Source organism: Microcoleus vaginatus PCC 9802 (genome assembly GCA_022701275.1).
In the GTDB taxonomy this organism is placed as follows: Bacteria; Cyanobacteriota; Cyanobacteriia; order Cyanobacteriales; family Microcoleaceae; genus Microcoleus; species Microcoleus vaginatus_A.
Window position 1 is genome coordinate 945,575 of sequence record CP031740.1, and the last position, 16,427, is coordinate 962,001.

Genomic DNA, 16,427 nt, shown 5'->3' on the forward strand with positions numbered 1-16,427 from the left:
TAGGGTCTTGTTATGGTTGCTTCAAGCGAGCTTACAGCACTTTGCAACAAGAGTGAAATACCCTTAGTTATAAAAATAGGTCTTTATGACACACTGCCCCTGCTGCTCGAATCAAATGCTGCGTCACCTTCGCCAGCATCAACTCTACTGGTTTTGTCGCCAATGTTGGCAAACAATACCTATTTACAATCTGAACAGATGTAGCTCATCGCCCTATATAAATATAGTTAAAGGGCTAGGGGTTAAGAAACACCATTCTTTACCGATGCAATTTAACAGATCCACTTAGGGGGTATAAAGTTTAGAGATGGCCTTATTATTAAGTGGTTGTCCGGTAAAACCTTAGTTTTATTGCATCATTAAATTACCCAATTATATCCCACAAAATTGAAGACAGCTCTATTCATCTATCGGTTAATTTATGGTAATCCCTCGACGCAACGTAATTATAAGTTTAGGCCAAACACCACTTAAACGATTGCTACCTCTTTTGCTGGGTGTGGTGGCTTCTCTTGCTGTTTTATTTACGTGGCAACAGCTAACCATCAACGGACAAATCCACATCGAGCAGTTAATTCAGCAGGAAGCCAATGCGATTCAGTCACAACTGAGCGAAGGATTATCAATTCGGGTGTTGACACTTCGGCAAATGGCGAATCGCTGGGAAGCTAATGGCGGTACACCAACGGCTCTTTGGGAAGCCGATGCTGAGGCTTATGTAAAGGATTTCTACGGTTATCAGGCGATCGCATTAGTCGATCCATCATTTAAAGTGCGATCGGTTGTGCCACTGGCTGGGAATGAGGCAGCGCACAACCTCGATTTTAATCGCGAACTGCGCCGCCAAATTACTTTGCAAGTCGCTCGTGATTCGCGTCAACCTATTTTAAGTCGCAATATTTCACTTGTTCAAGGAGGTCAAGGATTTCTAGCTATTTTTCCTTTATTTGTAGGTGAAAGATTTGATGGCTTTATTGTCGGAATATTTCCGTGTCAAACTCTATTTGACAGTATTTTAAAAGTGTCACATGGGTACAAGGTGGCTATCTATGCTGGCACAGATTTGATCTACGGTCAAGAGATTTTATCTCACTATTTACAGCCTAAAACCGTTGTAGTGGAAGCGTATAGTGTAGACTGGCGAATAGATGTTTATCCCACTTTAGAGTTACTAAAAGGTAAATTTTATTTACTAAGACTTGTGTTAATTGGTGGCTTGATTTTAGTTGGGCTGCTTATGTTGGTCGTGTATCTCGCACAAGTTAGTTATTCCGAAGTCGATAAATTAAAAAAAGGCAATCGCCAGTTGCAATGGGAAATTCAGCAGCGACAACAGGCAGAAATTGCGCTCGCTCGACTAGCTGCGATCGTTGAATCTTCGGAAGATGCCATTATCAGCAAAGATTTAGAGGGTGTAGTTACAAGTTGGAATGTAGGAGCAGAAACAATTTTTGGCTATACAGCCGTCGAAATAGTAGGGCAATCAGGGAAAAAACTGATTCCCGCAGACTATCGAGATGAGGAAAACGAAATTCTCAGCAAAATCCAGCGAGGAGAACGCATCGAACACTACGATACAAAGAGGTTGAAGAAAGATGGAACATTAATCGATGTCTCGATGAGTGTCTGCCCCATTAAAGACGAAACAGGGAATATCATTGGAGCCTCAAAGATTGCCCGGAATATTGCTGACCGCAAACAAGCAGAAGCAGCACTACGTCAAAGTGAAGAACGCTGGGAACTGGCTGTACGCGGTAATAACGACGGCATCTGGGATTGGAATGTTCAAACCAACGAAGTCTTCTTCTCTAGTCGCTCGAAGGAAATCCTCGGCTATGAAGAGAAGGAAATTCAAAACACTGTAGATGAATGGAGAAATCGGGTACATCCCGATGATTTGGGGTGGGTGATGCAAGCCGTTCAAGACCATTTTGCCAAGAAAACCCCTTTCTATCTCACAGAACATCGTATTCGCTGCAAAGATTGTTCCTACAAATGGATTTTGGATCGCGGTCAGGCACTTTGGGATGATGCAGGTAAGGTAATTCGGATGGCGGGCTCTCACACCGACATTACCGAGCGCAAGCAAGCTGAATTTGATTTACAGCTCAGCGAAGCCAGATATCGGCAATTGATAGATAACTTAAATGCGGGTTTTGTGATTCATGGGACAGATACCAGCATCCAATTATGTAATGAAACGGCCGGTGAATTACTAGGGCTTTCAATGGATCAAATGCTGGGAAAAACCGCGATCTCTCCGACCTGGCATTTTGTGCGGGAAGATGGCAGCGTTATGCCGCTAGAGGAATATCCGGTAAATCAGGTTTTATCCACGGGAAGTTCCCTGAAGAATTATGTTTTAGGAATTAAAAAAGAAATTGATAGTTGTGTTTGGGTATTAGTTAATGCCTACCCCGAGTTCGCTCAAAACGGTAAAATTACACAAGTTGTAGTTACGTTTATTGATGTTAGTAAACGCAAAAAAGTAGAGCAGGACATCCAAAACACTCGCAATTTCTTACAAGCACTGCTGGATAATTTACCGGTGGCGGTTTTTGTTAAGGACGCACAGCCTAAACGATTTGGCGTATTTCAGTTTTGGAATAAAACCAGCGAACGGTTATTTGGCATTGCAGCCGAACAAGCGATCGGCAAAAGCTGTTATGATTTTTTCCCAATAGAACAGGCTATCTTTTTTGACCTAAAGGATAGAGAAGCCTTTGAGAAAGGTAAAACTGAGGATATTCTCGAAGAAGTTATTGACACTCATAGTCTGGGTCAACGCTGGCTGCATACAATGAAGATTCTTATTTACGACGAGCAGCATCAGCCCCAGTACCTACTTTGTTTTTCAGAAGATATCACCGATCGCAAACACGCAGAAGCAGAGCGTAAAGAAATGAGTGAGGTGATGCAAAATGCGGTGTCCGGCATTTCCAAACTGGATGTACAAGGGCGTTACCTCTATGTGAATAAAGCTTATGCTGACATGACAGGCTATTACCCAGAAGAAATGATCGGGATGTCCTGGGAAAATACCGTACATCCCGACGAATTGAAAAAACAGATTACCCTCTATTGGCAGATGGTGAAAGAGGGCCGAGTTGAAGTTGAAATGAAAGGAATTCGTAAAGACGGTTCGGTTTTTTACAAACAAATGGTGATGATTGCAACTTACGACGAACAGCAGCAATTTTTTGGGCATTACTGCTTCATGAAAGATATTAGCGATCGCAAAAAAGCCGAAGTTGCACTCGAACAGGAACTTCGGCGAAGTAAAGCCTTCTTCAACACTTCCCTGGACGGTGTTGTTGTCATGGATCGGCTCGGAAAAATAGTCGATTTTAGCCCGAGTTTTGCGCGGATGCTGGGCTACAGCCTGGAAGAAACCCTGAATCTTAATGTCTTCGATTGGGATGCTCAATGGACGAAGGAAGAACTACAAGTTATGTTAACAAAAGAGAAAATTCTTCCTCTGTTTGAGACGCGACATCGGCGTAAGGATGGTTCGGAGTATGACGTGGAAATTAGCTGGAGCCGGGTGGAATTAGAAGGTGAGATGATGCACTTCTGTATTTGCCGGGATATTAGCGATCGCAAACGCAACGAAGCGGAACGCCAACAAGCAGAACAGGCACTCCGAGAGAGTGAAACTCGCTTCCAAGCCTTCATGAATCACAGCCCTGCCCCTGCCTGGATTACCGATGAATATGGTGTAATGCTCTATGCCAGCGAGACTTATCTCAATACCTTGGAGTTACCCACTGACGATGTGATTGGAAAATCCCTTCTTGAACTTTACCCCGCCGCCACCGCCCAACAATTTCTAGACAATATCCAAACGGTTGCTCAAACCAACGAGCTCATTGAAACGATTGAGGTTGCGTCCCGTCGAGATGGAACCTTGGGTGAGTTTCTGGTTTACAAATTTGTCATCCCCGACTTACCTGGGCAAATCCTAGTAGGTGGTGTGGCGATCGATGTGACGCGACAACATCAAGCTGAAACCGCTTTACAACGGAGTGAGGAACGCTTAATGCTGGCACTAGAAGCCTCTGGAGATGGACTATGGGATTGGAACATTGAAACTGGAGAAGTTTACATTAATTCCTACTACCAGGAGATGCTGGGCTACAAGCCCGGTGAATTGGTGATGGATGTGAACGTCTGGGAGCAGATGATTCACCCTGATGATAATAAATTCTGGGTTTTTGAGGATCTCAATAGTAATTTGCAAGATAGCTCTCTCAAATATGCCTTTGACTATCGTGTGCGTTGCAAGTTAGGTGAGTGGAAGTGGATCGCTAACTACGCGAAAGTCGTTGCCTACGATGAAGATGGTAAGCCTTTACGGATGATTGGAACGCACCAAGACATTAGCGATCGCAAACGTAAAGAACTGGCACTGCTGCACGCAATGGAAGCAGCAGAAGCAGCGAACTTGGCAAAAAGTACCTTCCTAGCCAATATGAGCCATGAATTACGCACTCCTCTCAACGTAATTCTAGGATTTGCCCAAGTGATGGCCCATGACCCCTCCCTAACTCCCAACCAAAAACAAGACCTGCAAACAATTCGACGGAGTGGGGATCACCTCTTGAGTTTGATTAACGATGTGCTGGATCTCTCGAAAATTGAATCGGGACACTGCACAGTTGAACAAAGCGGATTGGACTTAGTTGCGCTGCTGCATTCCCTCCGAAATATGTTGGCGGAACGAGCAAGTTCTAAAGGACTTGACCTTTGTTTCGAGAGTGCGCCAGAAGTTCCCCAATTTATGCTTGTCGATGCTCAAAAACTGCGCCAGGTTTTGCTGAATCTGCTGAGTAATGCCATCAAATTTACCGATCGCGGAAGCATTAGTTTGCAAGTCAGCATTAAGGCGGACGGTACAGGGGCATTAACCACAACTCGGCCGATTCTCCAGTTTGTAGTCGCTGACACAGGTGTAGGGATTGCATCGCTCGAACTCAATACTATCTTCGATGCGTTTGTGCAAGCCCAAGCTGGGAAGGGATCGACCGGCGGTACTGGGCTAGGTTTAGCCATTAGCCGCAAATTGTTGGAACTAATGGGCGGAAAAATTTTTGTCAGCAGCACTGTGGGACAGGGGAGTACCTTCACCTTTACCCTTCCCGTCAGCCCCATCAGTGGAGTTAATGTTACACCAGAAGAGAATAATAATAATCGCCTCGTGATTGGGCTGGCTCCCTGTCAACTGGATCATCGCATTTTGGTGGTTGATGATCAAGCAGAAAATCGCTTGCTAATGGTCAGATTACTGACACAATTAGGATTAGAGGTAAAAGAAGCTACCAACGGACAGCAAGCGGTGCAGATTTGGCAACAATGGCAACCCGACCTAACCTGGATGGACATTCGGATGCCCGTGTTAGATGGATACGAGGCTACGAAGCAAATTCGGGCAATGGAAGACGGACACAACAGTATCATTATTGCACTTACGGCCCAGGCTTCCCAGAGCGATCGCGCCCTCGCCTTAGCTGCTGGCTGCAACGACTACATCAGCAAGCCCTTCCGGGAACAGATCCTATTTCTTAAGATGGCGGAATACCTAAGTTTAGAGTATGTATATGAGGAAGAGGAAACAGAAAAGGGGGGACGGGGAACAGATTGTTTTCCTTCTTACCTCTGTTCTGTTTCCCCTGGGGTTTCAGATTCCCTCGATCCAACGCTTCTGGCGACATTACCAAAAGTATGGGTGGTTCAGTTGGAAGATGCTGCTTTATGTGGGGATGATGTTGCGATCATTGAACTGGTAGCTCAACTTTCCTCAGAACTCGCTCAATTCGGTACTCATCTGACGGAACTCGCCCACCAGTATCAATTTGAGAAAATCATTAATCTAATTCAAGGTAATTTCCCAAGTGGAATTCCTCCATTGGATTTATAAGCTGTTGTGCAGTTAAACGTTTGATTAGGACTAGGGAATTAGGAACAGCCAACAAGAATACAATCTAGTTATTTATAATTTTTGAACTAAACCTCCTTAATCTTTATTAAAAATTCCTGCTCTAATATGCCTTATAAAATTACCAAGCTCTCCCAAATCACTCCTTTAACTTTAACAAGTTTAGAGGAATGCAGTGAAGAATCCGTGTATGCTCCCGGTCATATTCAGCCCCACGGAATCGTTTTATTGATGCAAGGAAACAGCCTCAATATTTTACAAGCTAGCGAAAATGTAGAACAGTTTTTTGGCATTTCTGCCGAAGAATTGCTAGGTCAGCCATTGCCAGGCTTATTGGGACACGATCAAGTACAAAAAATTGTCAGGTATCTAAATCAAGAACAACTCAACATTCATAATAGTTTTGACCTAAAAATCCCTCTAAAAGACGGCAAACATCAAACATTTAGAAGCACACTGCATCAGCTACCAGATCAGTTGATTCTGGAGCTCGAACCCCAATTGACTACTGAAAATAATCATTCAATCGATTTTTATCAGCGTCTGCAAACAGTTATCCTCAACTTTCGCAGTGCGATCGATCTTTCGGATTTAGCTCAAACCATTGCTAGAGAAGTGAAAGCCCTGACCGGGTTCGATCGCGTGATGATCTATCGTTTTGAAGCCGATGAGCATGGGGTGGTGATTGCTGAAGAGAAAGAAAGCTATCTAGAAAGCTACCTGGGATTGCATTACCCGGCTATTGATATTCCCGTACCCGCCCGCAAATTGTTTTACCGCAATTGGATACGCCAAATTCCCAATATCAATTACACTCCGGCTCGCCTAATTCCTACCAAGCATCCCGTAACCGGTACACCCCAGGATCTAAGTGCTTGTGTGTTAAGGGGAGTATCTCCCTACCACACTGAATATTTGCAGAATATGGGAGTTGCTGGGACACTGACGATTTCGTTAATTGACGATCGGCGCCTCTGGGGATTAATTGCCTGTCACCATTACAGCCCGCGATTGGTAGATTACGAAACTCGCAAAACCTGTGAATTTTTAGGACAATTTGCCTCGATCGAACTGGTACATCAGCAAGAGCTAGAATTGAACGTTTACCGAGCGCAGGCGAAAACTATTCAGGATCAACTTCAGCAGGCATTCCGGGGAGATTCTAATTTTATCGAACAGGTATTGACCGAAAATGCTTCTCAACTGCTAGATTTAGTTCATGCTCAGGGAGCTGCAATTCTGCTCGATGGTGGTCTGACATTGGTGGGTAAAACACCATCTGAAGCTGAGGTTGGCGCTCTCATGGAGTGGTTGCTGCAACAAAACAAAGAACGAGTGTTTGCAACAGCTTCTTTGTCTCAGTTGTATCCCCAAGCGAAGCAATTCAAAGAGCGAGCTAGCGGTGTTTTAGCAATCTCAATCTTCCTATCCTACGCCAAACAAAAGTCATACCATATCCTTTGGTTCCGACCCGAACAAATTCAAACCATAAACTGGGCAGGTAATCCACAGGATGCTGTGTCGATCGACGAAATTGGAAAAATGCACCTGTGTCCCCGCAAATCCTTTGAACTGTGGCAAGAGACAGTGCGCCAGATGTCTTATCCCTGGCAGATTGCAGAGTTAGAAGCTGCCGCCGAAATGAGACATATCCTCATGCTGGCGGTGTTAGAATTTTCGCAAGCTGCCCTAGAACACGCTGCAGAAAGGGCAGCAATAGCCAACCGTGCCAAAAGCCAGTTCCTGGCCAACATGAGCCACGAGCTCAGAACGCCACTTAACGCCATTCTGGGATTTACCCAGCTTATGAACCGTAGCCCCTATATCCCAGAAGAATTTCAAGAGCATTTAGGGATCATTACCCGTAGTGGAGAACACCTGCTGACATTGATCGACGATGTTTTGCAAATGTCTAGGATTGAAGCAGGGCAATTGGTACTGAGTCGAAGCTGTTTTAATCTGCATAGACTGCTGGGTTCTATTAATGAGATGTTCAGCATCAAAGCGCCTGAGAAAGGGTTACATCTGAGCAGCGAGTGGGATGCTACTGTCCCCCGTTATGTCTGTGGCGATCAAGCAAAACTTCGCCAAATTTTGATTAATCTGCTGGGGAACGCGATCAAATTTACAACAGCAGGAAAGATAGTGCTGCGCGGACGAGCTTTTTCATCCGATGATATGTCATCCGGCACAAATCGCGATCGCGCCACTAATCCACCCGATATTAAACCAACTATTACCCTGTGTCTCGAAGTTGAGGATACCGGATCTGGCATTTCTTCCTCAGATTTAGGATCAATTTTTGACGCTTTCAGGCAAACCAATCGCGGTCGTCACGATCGAGGAACAGGTTTAGGATTGTCTATCAGTCGTGAGTTTGCGCGTCTCATGGGAGGCGATATCACCGTGCGAAGCACCCTGGATCAAGGCTCGACTTTTACCTGCCAAGTCGTTTTGGAACTACCAGAGTCCGTTGATTTAGAGGAACCTGAAATTAGCGATCGGATTATCGGGATCGAACCTGGGCAACCTATCTACCGAATTCTAGTAGTAGAAGACGTTCCAGAAAATCGGCAACTGCTGGTGACGCTGCTGGAGTCAGTTGGGTTTGATGTGTGTGCGGTGGAAAATGGGGTAGAGGCGATCGCTCGTTGGCAAACATGGCACCCTGACCTGATTTTGATGGACATTCAAATGCCTGTCATGGATGGTTATGAAGCGACGAGACAGATTCGAGCGCAACAGTCATTAGTCATGAGTCATGGCTCATCAGCAGATAACTCAGGGCAAATGTCACAGGACAAAAGACAAATTACACGCATCATTGCCCTAACTGCCTATGCTTTTGAAGACGATCGTATCGCCAGCCTGCAAGTCGGTTGCGATGACTACATTGCCAAGCCGTTTACTGAAGACACACTTTTCGACAAAATAGCTCATCACTTGGGCGTCCGCTACTGCTACGCCGAAAAAGTTCCGCCAGACTCATCAGCTTCGCCACCAAAGATATTTACTCCAGACTTGAAAACCATGCCAACCAAGTGGATTGCAGAAGTTCATGAAGCAGCACTAGATCTTAGTGATAATAAGCTTTATGAACTTATCGCTCAAATTCCCCAGGAGAAACAAGATTTCATCGCGGCGATGACATCTCTGGTCGATAACTTTCAGCTTGAAGCGATCGCAACTCTCACCCAGATTTAGGAATAAGACCATGACAGCTTTATTCAAACTTGCGGCCCAAACGAATATTCTCATCGTGGATGATACCCCAGACAATCTGCGCTTGTTAGCCAAAATTCTAGAGTCACAGGGCTATATTGTCCGTAAAGCCCTCAACGGCAGAATGGCACTCCAAGGTGTTCATCGCAACCCACCGAATCTGATTTTACTTGACATCAATATGCCGGAGATGAATGGGTATGAAGTCTGCCAAAAGTTAAAAGCATCGGAAGCCAGTGCTCAGATACCAGTTATTTTTATCAGTGCGCTTGAACGACTCGAAAACAAGGTACGAGCCTTTGAACTGGGTGGTGTAGACTATATTACCAAACCCTTTCAAGAGCAGGAAGTGCTGATGCGAGTAAAAAATCAATTACTCATCCAACAGCAACGCCAACAACTGCTCGAACAAAATCAACGTTTAGAACACGAAATCCAAGAACGTCTGAGAGCAGAAGCAGAAGTAAGGCAGCTATCCGTGACCGATGAATTAACTGGATTATATAACCGACGAGGCTTCTTTTTACTAGCCAATCAACAATTAAAAACTGCTCGACGCACGCAAACCTCGTATTTTATTTTGTTCGCTGACTTAGATGGTTTGAAAAAGATTAACGACACTTTAGGACACGAAATGGGAGACAGAGTAATCGTTGAGGCAGCTCAAATATTGAAGCAAACCTTTCGTGAGGCGGATATTGTGGCTCGACTAGGAGGAGATGAATTTGCTTTATTTATTCCTAACTTTTCGGGTGATTCATCTACTAATTTTCATGGGCGGTTGCAAGAAAATATAGATCGCTTTAATCAACAGTCCGAGCGAGCTTATATATCAATAAGTCTTGGTGTGGAGTTGGGGGATTTAAACAATGAAGTTTTATTAGAACAATTGCTGGCAAAGGCTGACAAACTAATGTACGAGCATAAACGCACCAAATGCTGTTTAAATCCTCAACCGTTCTTTTGAGAACAAGGATATTGGAGCGCCATAAGCATTATTTATTAAACCTGAGTTAAACCGAGAAAGAGTAAACTGAAAACAAGATAGGGAAACAGCTTGCAGACTTTAGCCCCTCAGCCGGAAAACACCATGCAGTACACATCATCACACCTAAACCTGACAGGGTAGCAACCGGGTTAAAAGCTCTCTCTGTATTAGGTTAAGGGTGTGTGCGATCAAAAAATGTCGTAGCTATTGAACATTTGCTAGTTGAAATTGAGATGAGTTTTAGATTCAGCGGACTTATGTAAAGTATTGTAGGATTAAATTGGCGATCGCTCTAGCTGTTCGCAATTAAAATTAAGAGAGAGGATTTATGCAAATTGTGCTGGCTACCTTAGACGATGGTTTAGTTAGAGCGTGGGAAAGCACTTGCGGCAATATGGAAAATGTCAAGATACACCGCGGTTCAATCTTTGATGTGAAATGCGATGCTATTGTCAGTCCGGGAAATAGTTTTGGTTTCATGGACGACGGCTTAGGTTTAGAAATTTCGGTTTTTTTTGGGGGGCAGGTTCTTGAACGGCTGCAAAAACTAATTCAGGATCGACATCACGGTGAATTATTAGTAGGAATGGCAGAAGTTTTAGACACCGATCATGCTGAAATTCCCTATTTAATCGCTGCACCAATTATGCGCGTTCCCACAGTTTTAAGAGAAACAGTAAATGTTTATCTAGCAACCCGCGCTATTTTGACTCTCGTAAAATTTGGCTCAGTCCCCGATGGAACGCCAGTAAAACATATCATTGAAACTATCGCTATTCCCGGCATGGGTACGGGAATGGGCAAAGTACCGCCACATATCTGCGCCAATCAAATGAAAGTTGCGCTCGAAGAGGTCCTCTTCTCTCAGTACGAATTCCCTCAATCTTTACTGCACGCTCAAAGATGTCACCACTTGTTATATACGGACGAAAACGAAGATTTGCAGTTGGAAAATAGAAACTATTAAAGCGGCTCGTTTTATTGTGTTGAGAAACCAAGTTTATTAGTGTGTGTTTTTTGAGGTAGAGGGAGTTATCACAAATTTCAGTGCGCTAAACCGTACCTAAAAGTTGGCGGTATCCTACACACGAGAGAAACTTTGGTAGATATAATGTAATAGAACTGAGGTCATTCCAACTAGGTAAGCGCGGATACAAAAGTTGATGAAGCTGGAAGAAGAATTGCCTAGTTCTTATTAAATGCCAGAATTCCTTCGGGCGCTACACCTACAAAGTATGTATAAAAGACCACAATTCCTTCGGGCGCTACACCTACAAAGTCTGCATCCAGGGACTGTGAGATTTTTTGAAAATGTTTACTACCACAGGAGAAGATTGATATGACAGATCCAAAAGTAACCGAAGAACCAATTTTAGAGGCAACTCTAGAAACGACGGCGATCGTCAAAAAAGAGATGCCCGACGCGACTGATGAGGCGATCGCAGAAACTGCGGCGCTGTTTGAAGCAATTAAAAAACGCGCCACCGCCGAAGTGCAAGCAGCGGGCGAACTCACCCGCGAAGCTTATTTAAAAGCTGTGAATAAGGCCTCCGCGGCAATCGAAGAAAATAAGGATCTCGCCCACGAGAGAGTCACAGCAGCAGTCAGGCTGATTAAAAAAGAATCTGAGAAAAATTGGCTGGTGGTGGATGCGATTAAAACGCGGGCGCAAGCGCAGGTGCAAGAGGCCGGCGAAGTCAGTCGCGAGACTTATTTGAAAGCAGTGCGACAAGCGCGAGAAGCGGTGGAACAAAATAAATTGATCGAACGCCATCGCATCGAACAAGCGGTTGACCACATTCACACGGAAGCTGAAAAGAATTGGCACGTTATTGTGAAGCAAATTGAGTCGATCAACACTCGCTTGACGGATGCGGCTAAGTCTGCATGGAACGCGCTGACGGCGTTTTTTGACAAGTCTCACAGCGATCGCGGAGATTCCTAGAAGGGCCAGCCGGGGGTTTGGAACTCCCAGCGGGTTGTTAGGGTAGTTAGCTTTGGAATTAATTCCAAAGCTAATGGCGATCGTCGGTGCATTTGCATTCAGCAGAAGTTTCAGGCATACTGCATAATTAAAAAGCTTTATTTTTAGTCCACAACCCCGAATTATGAGAAGTTACTACTGCGGCGAACTGCGAAGCGAACACATCGGAGAGACTGTCACCCTTTACGGCTGGGTGGATCGCCGCCGCGATCATGGCGGGGTGATTTTTCTGGATGTGCGCGATCGATCGGGTATCGTGCAAATTGTCAGCGATCCTGAACGCACCCCCGATTCCTATCACGGGGCTGAGGCTTTACGCAGCGAATACGTGCTTAAAATTACGGGTAGAGTCAGCAGCCGCCCCGAAGACTCCCTCAACCCGAAATTGCCTACGGGTGAGGTGGAAATTTACGCTGACGAAATTGAGTTGTTGAATGCGGTTCGCAAACAGTTACCGTTTCAGGTGGCGACGGCGGAAAATGAAAGCGTGCGGGAAGATTTGCGGCTGAAATATCGCTATTTGGACTTGCGGCGCGATCGTATGAGTCGCAATTTGCAGCTTCGCCACCAAGTCGTCAAAGCGATGCGTCGCCATTTGGAAGATGTGGGAGGTTTTATTGAAGTTGAAACACCGATTTTAACGCGATCGACTCCTGAAGGTGCGAGAGATTATTTAGTGCCCAGCCGCGTCAATTTGGGCGATTGGTACGCTTTGCCGCAGTCGCCGCAGTTGTTCAAACAATTGTTAATGGTTTCGGGTTTGGACAGATATTATCAAATTGCCCGCTGTTTCCGCGATGAAGATTTGCGCGCCGACAGACAGCCGGAATTCACACAATTAGACATGGAAATGAGTTTCATGTCTTTAGAAGAAATTATCGAATTAAACGAAGGTTTAGTCTCCCAGATTTTCCAAAGTGTCAAAGGCGTAGAATTGCCTCGTCCTTTTCCGCGCTTGACTTACGCTGAAGCAATGGATCGCTATGGTAGCGACAAACCAGACACTCGCTTCGGTATGGAATTAGTTGATGTTTCCGATTTGATGAAAGATTCGGGATTTAAGGTATTTTCCGGGGCGGTTGCTGCGGGCGGAATTGTGAAAGTTTTGCCGATTCCGGGCGGGAATGATGCGATTTCTAACGTGCGGATTAAACCGGGTCCAAAAGGCGATTTGTTTAAGGAAGCCAGCGACGCCGGTGCGAAGGGATTGGCTTACATTCGGGTGCGGGATAATGGCGAAATTGATACGATCGGCGCTATTAAGGATAATTTGACGGAAGCACAAAAACAGCAATTGCTCGATCGCACGGGCGCGCAACCAGGTCATTTGTTGTTATTCGCAGCGGCTGACGCGACAACTGTCAATAAGACTTTAGATAGATTGCGTTTGTTCGTCGGTAACGAATTGGGATTGATTGACAAAGACAAGATGAATCTGCTGTGGGTGACAGATTTCCCGATGTTTGAATGGAACGCTGACGAGAAGCGTTTGGAAGCATTGCATCACCCGTTTACTGCGCCGCATCCCGACGATATTAACGATTTGAAAACTGCGAGAGCTCAAGCTTACGATTTGGTGTTAAACGGTACAGAAATCGGTGGTGGTTCTCTGCGGATTTATCAGCGGGAAGTTCAGGAAAAGGTGTTTGACGCGATCGGCTTATCGACTGAGGAAGCTTACAATAAGTTTGGCTTTTTGTTGGATGCGTTTGAGTATGGAACTCCGCCCCACGGAGGCATTGCTTACGGTTTGGATCGCTTGGTGATGCTGTTGGCTGGTGAGGAATCGATTCGCGATGTGATTGCGTTTCCGAAGACGCAGCAGGCTGGTTGTTTGTTGACGAATGCGCCGGCTGGGGTGGATGAGAAGCAGTTGAAGGAGTTGCAAGTGCGATCGACTTATACGCCGAAGTCATAAGCCGATGGGGACTTAGGCAAAGCCGATGTGTCATGCTGAGAGAAGCGAAGCATCTCAATCGATGCTTCGCTACACTGCGTTTTGTTCAGCATGACAGACACGATTCTGCGTCCTGGACTGTGATTGAGTCAAAACTTTGGCTGATACTGTATGCTCTAATTACATTCCAGGTCTTTAGACTAAAAACGCTATAATTAGCATAATCGAAAATAGGTAAAAACGATGTCAACAGTTTATCGTTTAAAAGCCAGCGAACTCAATCATCATTTTTTAGAACAAATCAAGGCGACTTTTGGAGATAAAGAGATTGAAATAATTGTTTCTGAGTGTGATGAAACCGAATATCTTTTGAAATCAGAAGTCAACAAAAATAGACTTTTAAAAGCTCTTGAAAATGTTAAAGAGGGGCAAAATTTAGTGGAAGTTAACTTACAGAATTTGCAATGAGCAGAAGAATTGTTTTTGAATCTTCGGCTTTTGCAGATTTTAATGAATGGGCAAAATTAGACAAAAAGATTTATCGCAAAATTGTAGAATTGATTAAAGATATAGACCGCTCACCGTTTGAAGGATTGGGAAAACCTGAACCTCTGAAATACGAGTTAAGTGGTTTTTGGTCTAGGCGCATTGATAACGAACATCGTTTAGTTTACCAAGTTACGGATCAAGAAATTGCGATCGTGGCTTGTAAGTATCATTACAGTGAATAGATGTGATTGCGTTTCCGAAGACGCAACAGCCGGGTTGTTTGCTGACAAATGCGCCGTCTGGTGTGGATGAGAAGCAGTTGAAGGAGTTGCAAGTGCGATCGACTTATACGCCCAAGTCATAAGCGTATAAAACACCTTGACAATTTAACCATTTGTAAATTCCTGACTTCTTTGAGAAGTCGGGAATCTGGGTAGTTCGAGTTTGGTGTCGTTGATGCAGAGGAGTTGGAGAGTTTGGTTGAGGTTGGTTTCGGTGAGTTGGGGAAACCAGGATTTAGGGAAGTTGGGTTAGGTTAAGGGTTGGGTGTGGCTATGCCATAATGAATGAGAGAATGAAATCAACCATTAACCATGACAACCACCGTTGAACTTAACGAAGAATTGGTTAAAGAAGCCTTTCGCTTAACCAATTTCAAAACAGAAAAAGAATTGATTGACTTTGCTTTGCAAGAATTAATTCGCACCCGTAAAAAGCGGAATTTACTCGATTTAAGCGGACAAATTCAATTTTCGACTGACTACGACTACAAAGCTTTGCGGGAAAACCGAAATGTTTCTGATTGATACATGAGTCTGGATCAGCGTTTTCCGCGACAGGACAGGTGTAGTACGCCAATCCCTGGAAGCAATAATTAATGATGAAAGTATTTTTTTGAACCGATTTACTCAGATGGAGCTTTTGCAAGGTTGCCGAGACGATCGCGAGTGGACACTATTAGAAACTTATCTCCAAGAACAAGACTACATCGAGTCTACGCCTAATACTTGGGTAGCGGCTGCTCGGATTTACTACGATTTGCAACGACAGGGGTTAACGGTTAGAAGTAGTATCGATTGCTGCATTGCCCAACTTGCGATCGAACACCAAATTATTCTAGTTCATAACGATCGCGATTTTGAAACTATTCAGAGGGTGCGATCGCTCAAGTGCTTGCGCTTCCGGCCTGACAATAATTAAAGATTAATTTGAGTTTGAGTTGGTGAGGATGGGGTGAAGGCTGAAATGATTACGGAAAGTATCTGTAAATCTCTTTGCGGTGGAGTATCCTGACGAAATAGACTACGCCATCATTAACTTTAATACCGATTCGGTAATCACCCACTCTAAGGCGATAGTAGTCTGCATCACCTTTTAGTTTTTTAACATTGCTGACTTCATTTAATTTTTCGGCGTTCTCAACTTCTTCTATCGCTTCCTGAATTCTTTGCAACAAGTCGGCATCAAGAATCTTGAGTAAATCCTTTTCAAAGCTCTTTTTAAACTCCACATTCATGGTTGTCTCTTCAGGATTTTGAAAATTTGCTCGCGGCTGACTGTTTCAGTATTTTCGCCTTCTTTGATAGCATTTTCCATCCCTATATCTTCTAGGGCTTCTGTTAAAATTTCAGAAAATACTTCTTTTTGTTCTTTTAACAACTCAAAAATCGCTGCTTTGAGCAATTCTTTAAGTTTGGTTTCGTCTAGAGTAATTTCAGACATTGCTTTTTTTCTGGTATTTATTTAAGGTTTTCATTATATCACGAAATAAAGTAGATTTATTTTGATGTTGAGGTAATTTAATTAAATTTATACTAGCTAACTTTGGTTTGCGGGTAGTCAGAAACCGGGTTTTTTCGAGAATACTTCGTTACACCTCGTAGAAGCGGCCAAAAACCCGGTTTCTTTGGTT

General features: G+C 44.3%; 12 protein-coding genes and 1 pseudogene. 11 read left to right on the forward strand and 2 right to left on the reverse strand.

Features of this window, described 5'->3' with window-relative positions:
• The first annotated feature begins 85 nt into the window (after window positions 1-85).
• The 11 genes and pseudogenes from D0A34_04010 to D0A34_04060 all read left to right on the forward strand — a co-directional run bounded on the left by D0A34_04010 (window position 86) and on the right by D0A34_04060 (window position 15,715).
• On the forward strand, window positions 86-289 hold the full coding sequence (locus D0A34_04010) for a hypothetical protein (GenBank protein UNU18140.1): 204 nt from the start codon (window positions 86-88) through the stop codon (window positions 287-289).
• Between the two features lie 132 nt (window positions 290-421).
• Complete coding sequence (locus tag D0A34_04015) at window positions 422-5,917, forward strand: PAS domain S-box protein (protein ID UNU18141.1); 5,496 nt, start codon at window positions 422-424, stop codon at window positions 5,915-5,917.
• Window positions 5,918-6,043: 126 nt separating this feature from the next.
• Window positions 6,044-9,139 (forward strand): hybrid sensor histidine kinase/response regulator, encoded by a 3,096-nt coding sequence (locus D0A34_04020; GenBank protein UNU18142.1) that lies wholly within the window; start codon window positions 6,044-6,046, stop codon window positions 9,137-9,139.
• Window positions 9,140-9,149: 10 nt separating this feature from the next.
• Complete coding sequence (locus D0A34_04025; GenBank protein ID UNU18143.1) at window positions 9,150-10,124, forward strand: diguanylate cyclase response regulator; 975 nt, start codon at window positions 9,150-9,152, stop codon at window positions 10,122-10,124.
• Window positions 10,125-10,473: 349 nt separating this feature from the next.
• Window positions 10,474-11,112 carry an Appr-1-p processing protein gene (locus D0A34_04030; protein UNU18144.1) on the forward strand — a complete coding sequence of 213 codons (639 nt, stop codon included), beginning with the start codon at window positions 10,474-10,476 and terminating at the stop codon, window positions 11,110-11,112.
• Window positions 11,113-11,484: 372 nt separating this feature from the next.
• A complete protein-coding gene (locus tag D0A34_04035) occupies window positions 11,485-12,090 on the forward strand; it encodes a hypothetical protein (protein UNU18145.1) in 606 nt (201 codons plus the stop codon).
• Window positions 12,091-12,253: 163 nt separating this feature from the next.
• On the forward strand, window positions 12,254-14,047 hold the full coding sequence (locus tag D0A34_04040; protein ID UNU18146.1) for an aspartate--tRNA ligase: 1,794 nt from the start codon (window positions 12,254-12,256) through the stop codon (window positions 14,045-14,047).
• A gap of 222 nt (window positions 14,048-14,269) precedes the next feature.
• Entirely contained in the window at window positions 14,270-14,494 is a 225-nt protein-coding gene (locus tag D0A34_04045; protein ID UNU18147.1) for a hypothetical protein, read from the forward strand.
• Window positions 14,491-14,757: a Txe/YoeB family addiction module toxin gene (locus D0A34_04050; GenBank protein ID UNU18148.1), complete on the forward strand. Its 267-nt coding sequence runs from the start codon at window positions 14,491-14,493 to the stop codon at window positions 14,755-14,757. Before D0A34_04045 ends, D0A34_04050 begins: the two co-directional genes overlap by 4 nt.
• Window positions 14,758-15,108: 351 nt before the next feature.
• A complete protein-coding gene (locus D0A34_04055; GenBank protein ID UNU18149.1) occupies window positions 15,109-15,321 on the forward strand; it encodes a type II toxin-antitoxin system VapB family antitoxin in 213 nt (70 codons plus the stop codon).
• Window positions 15,308-15,715: pseudogene (locus D0A34_04060) on the forward strand (PIN domain nuclease). The gene D0A34_04055 and the pseudogene D0A34_04060 overlap by 14 nt, the downstream one beginning before the upstream one ends.
• A gap of 49 nt (window positions 15,716-15,764) precedes the next feature.
• Here D0A34_04060 and D0A34_04065 read toward each other — a convergent pair.
• Window positions 15,765-16,031, reverse strand: a complete 267-nt coding sequence (locus D0A34_04065) for a type II toxin-antitoxin system RelE/ParE family toxin (GenBank protein ID UNU18150.1) — start codon at window positions 16,029-16,031, stop codon at window positions 15,765-15,767.
• Window positions 16,028-16,237 carry a hypothetical protein gene (locus D0A34_04070; GenBank protein ID UNU18151.1) on the reverse strand — a complete coding sequence of 70 codons (210 nt, stop codon included), beginning with the start codon at window positions 16,235-16,237 and terminating at the stop codon, window positions 16,028-16,030. Before D0A34_04070 ends, D0A34_04065 begins: the two co-directional genes overlap by 4 nt.
• Between the last annotated feature and the right edge of the window lie 190 nt (window positions 16,238-16,427).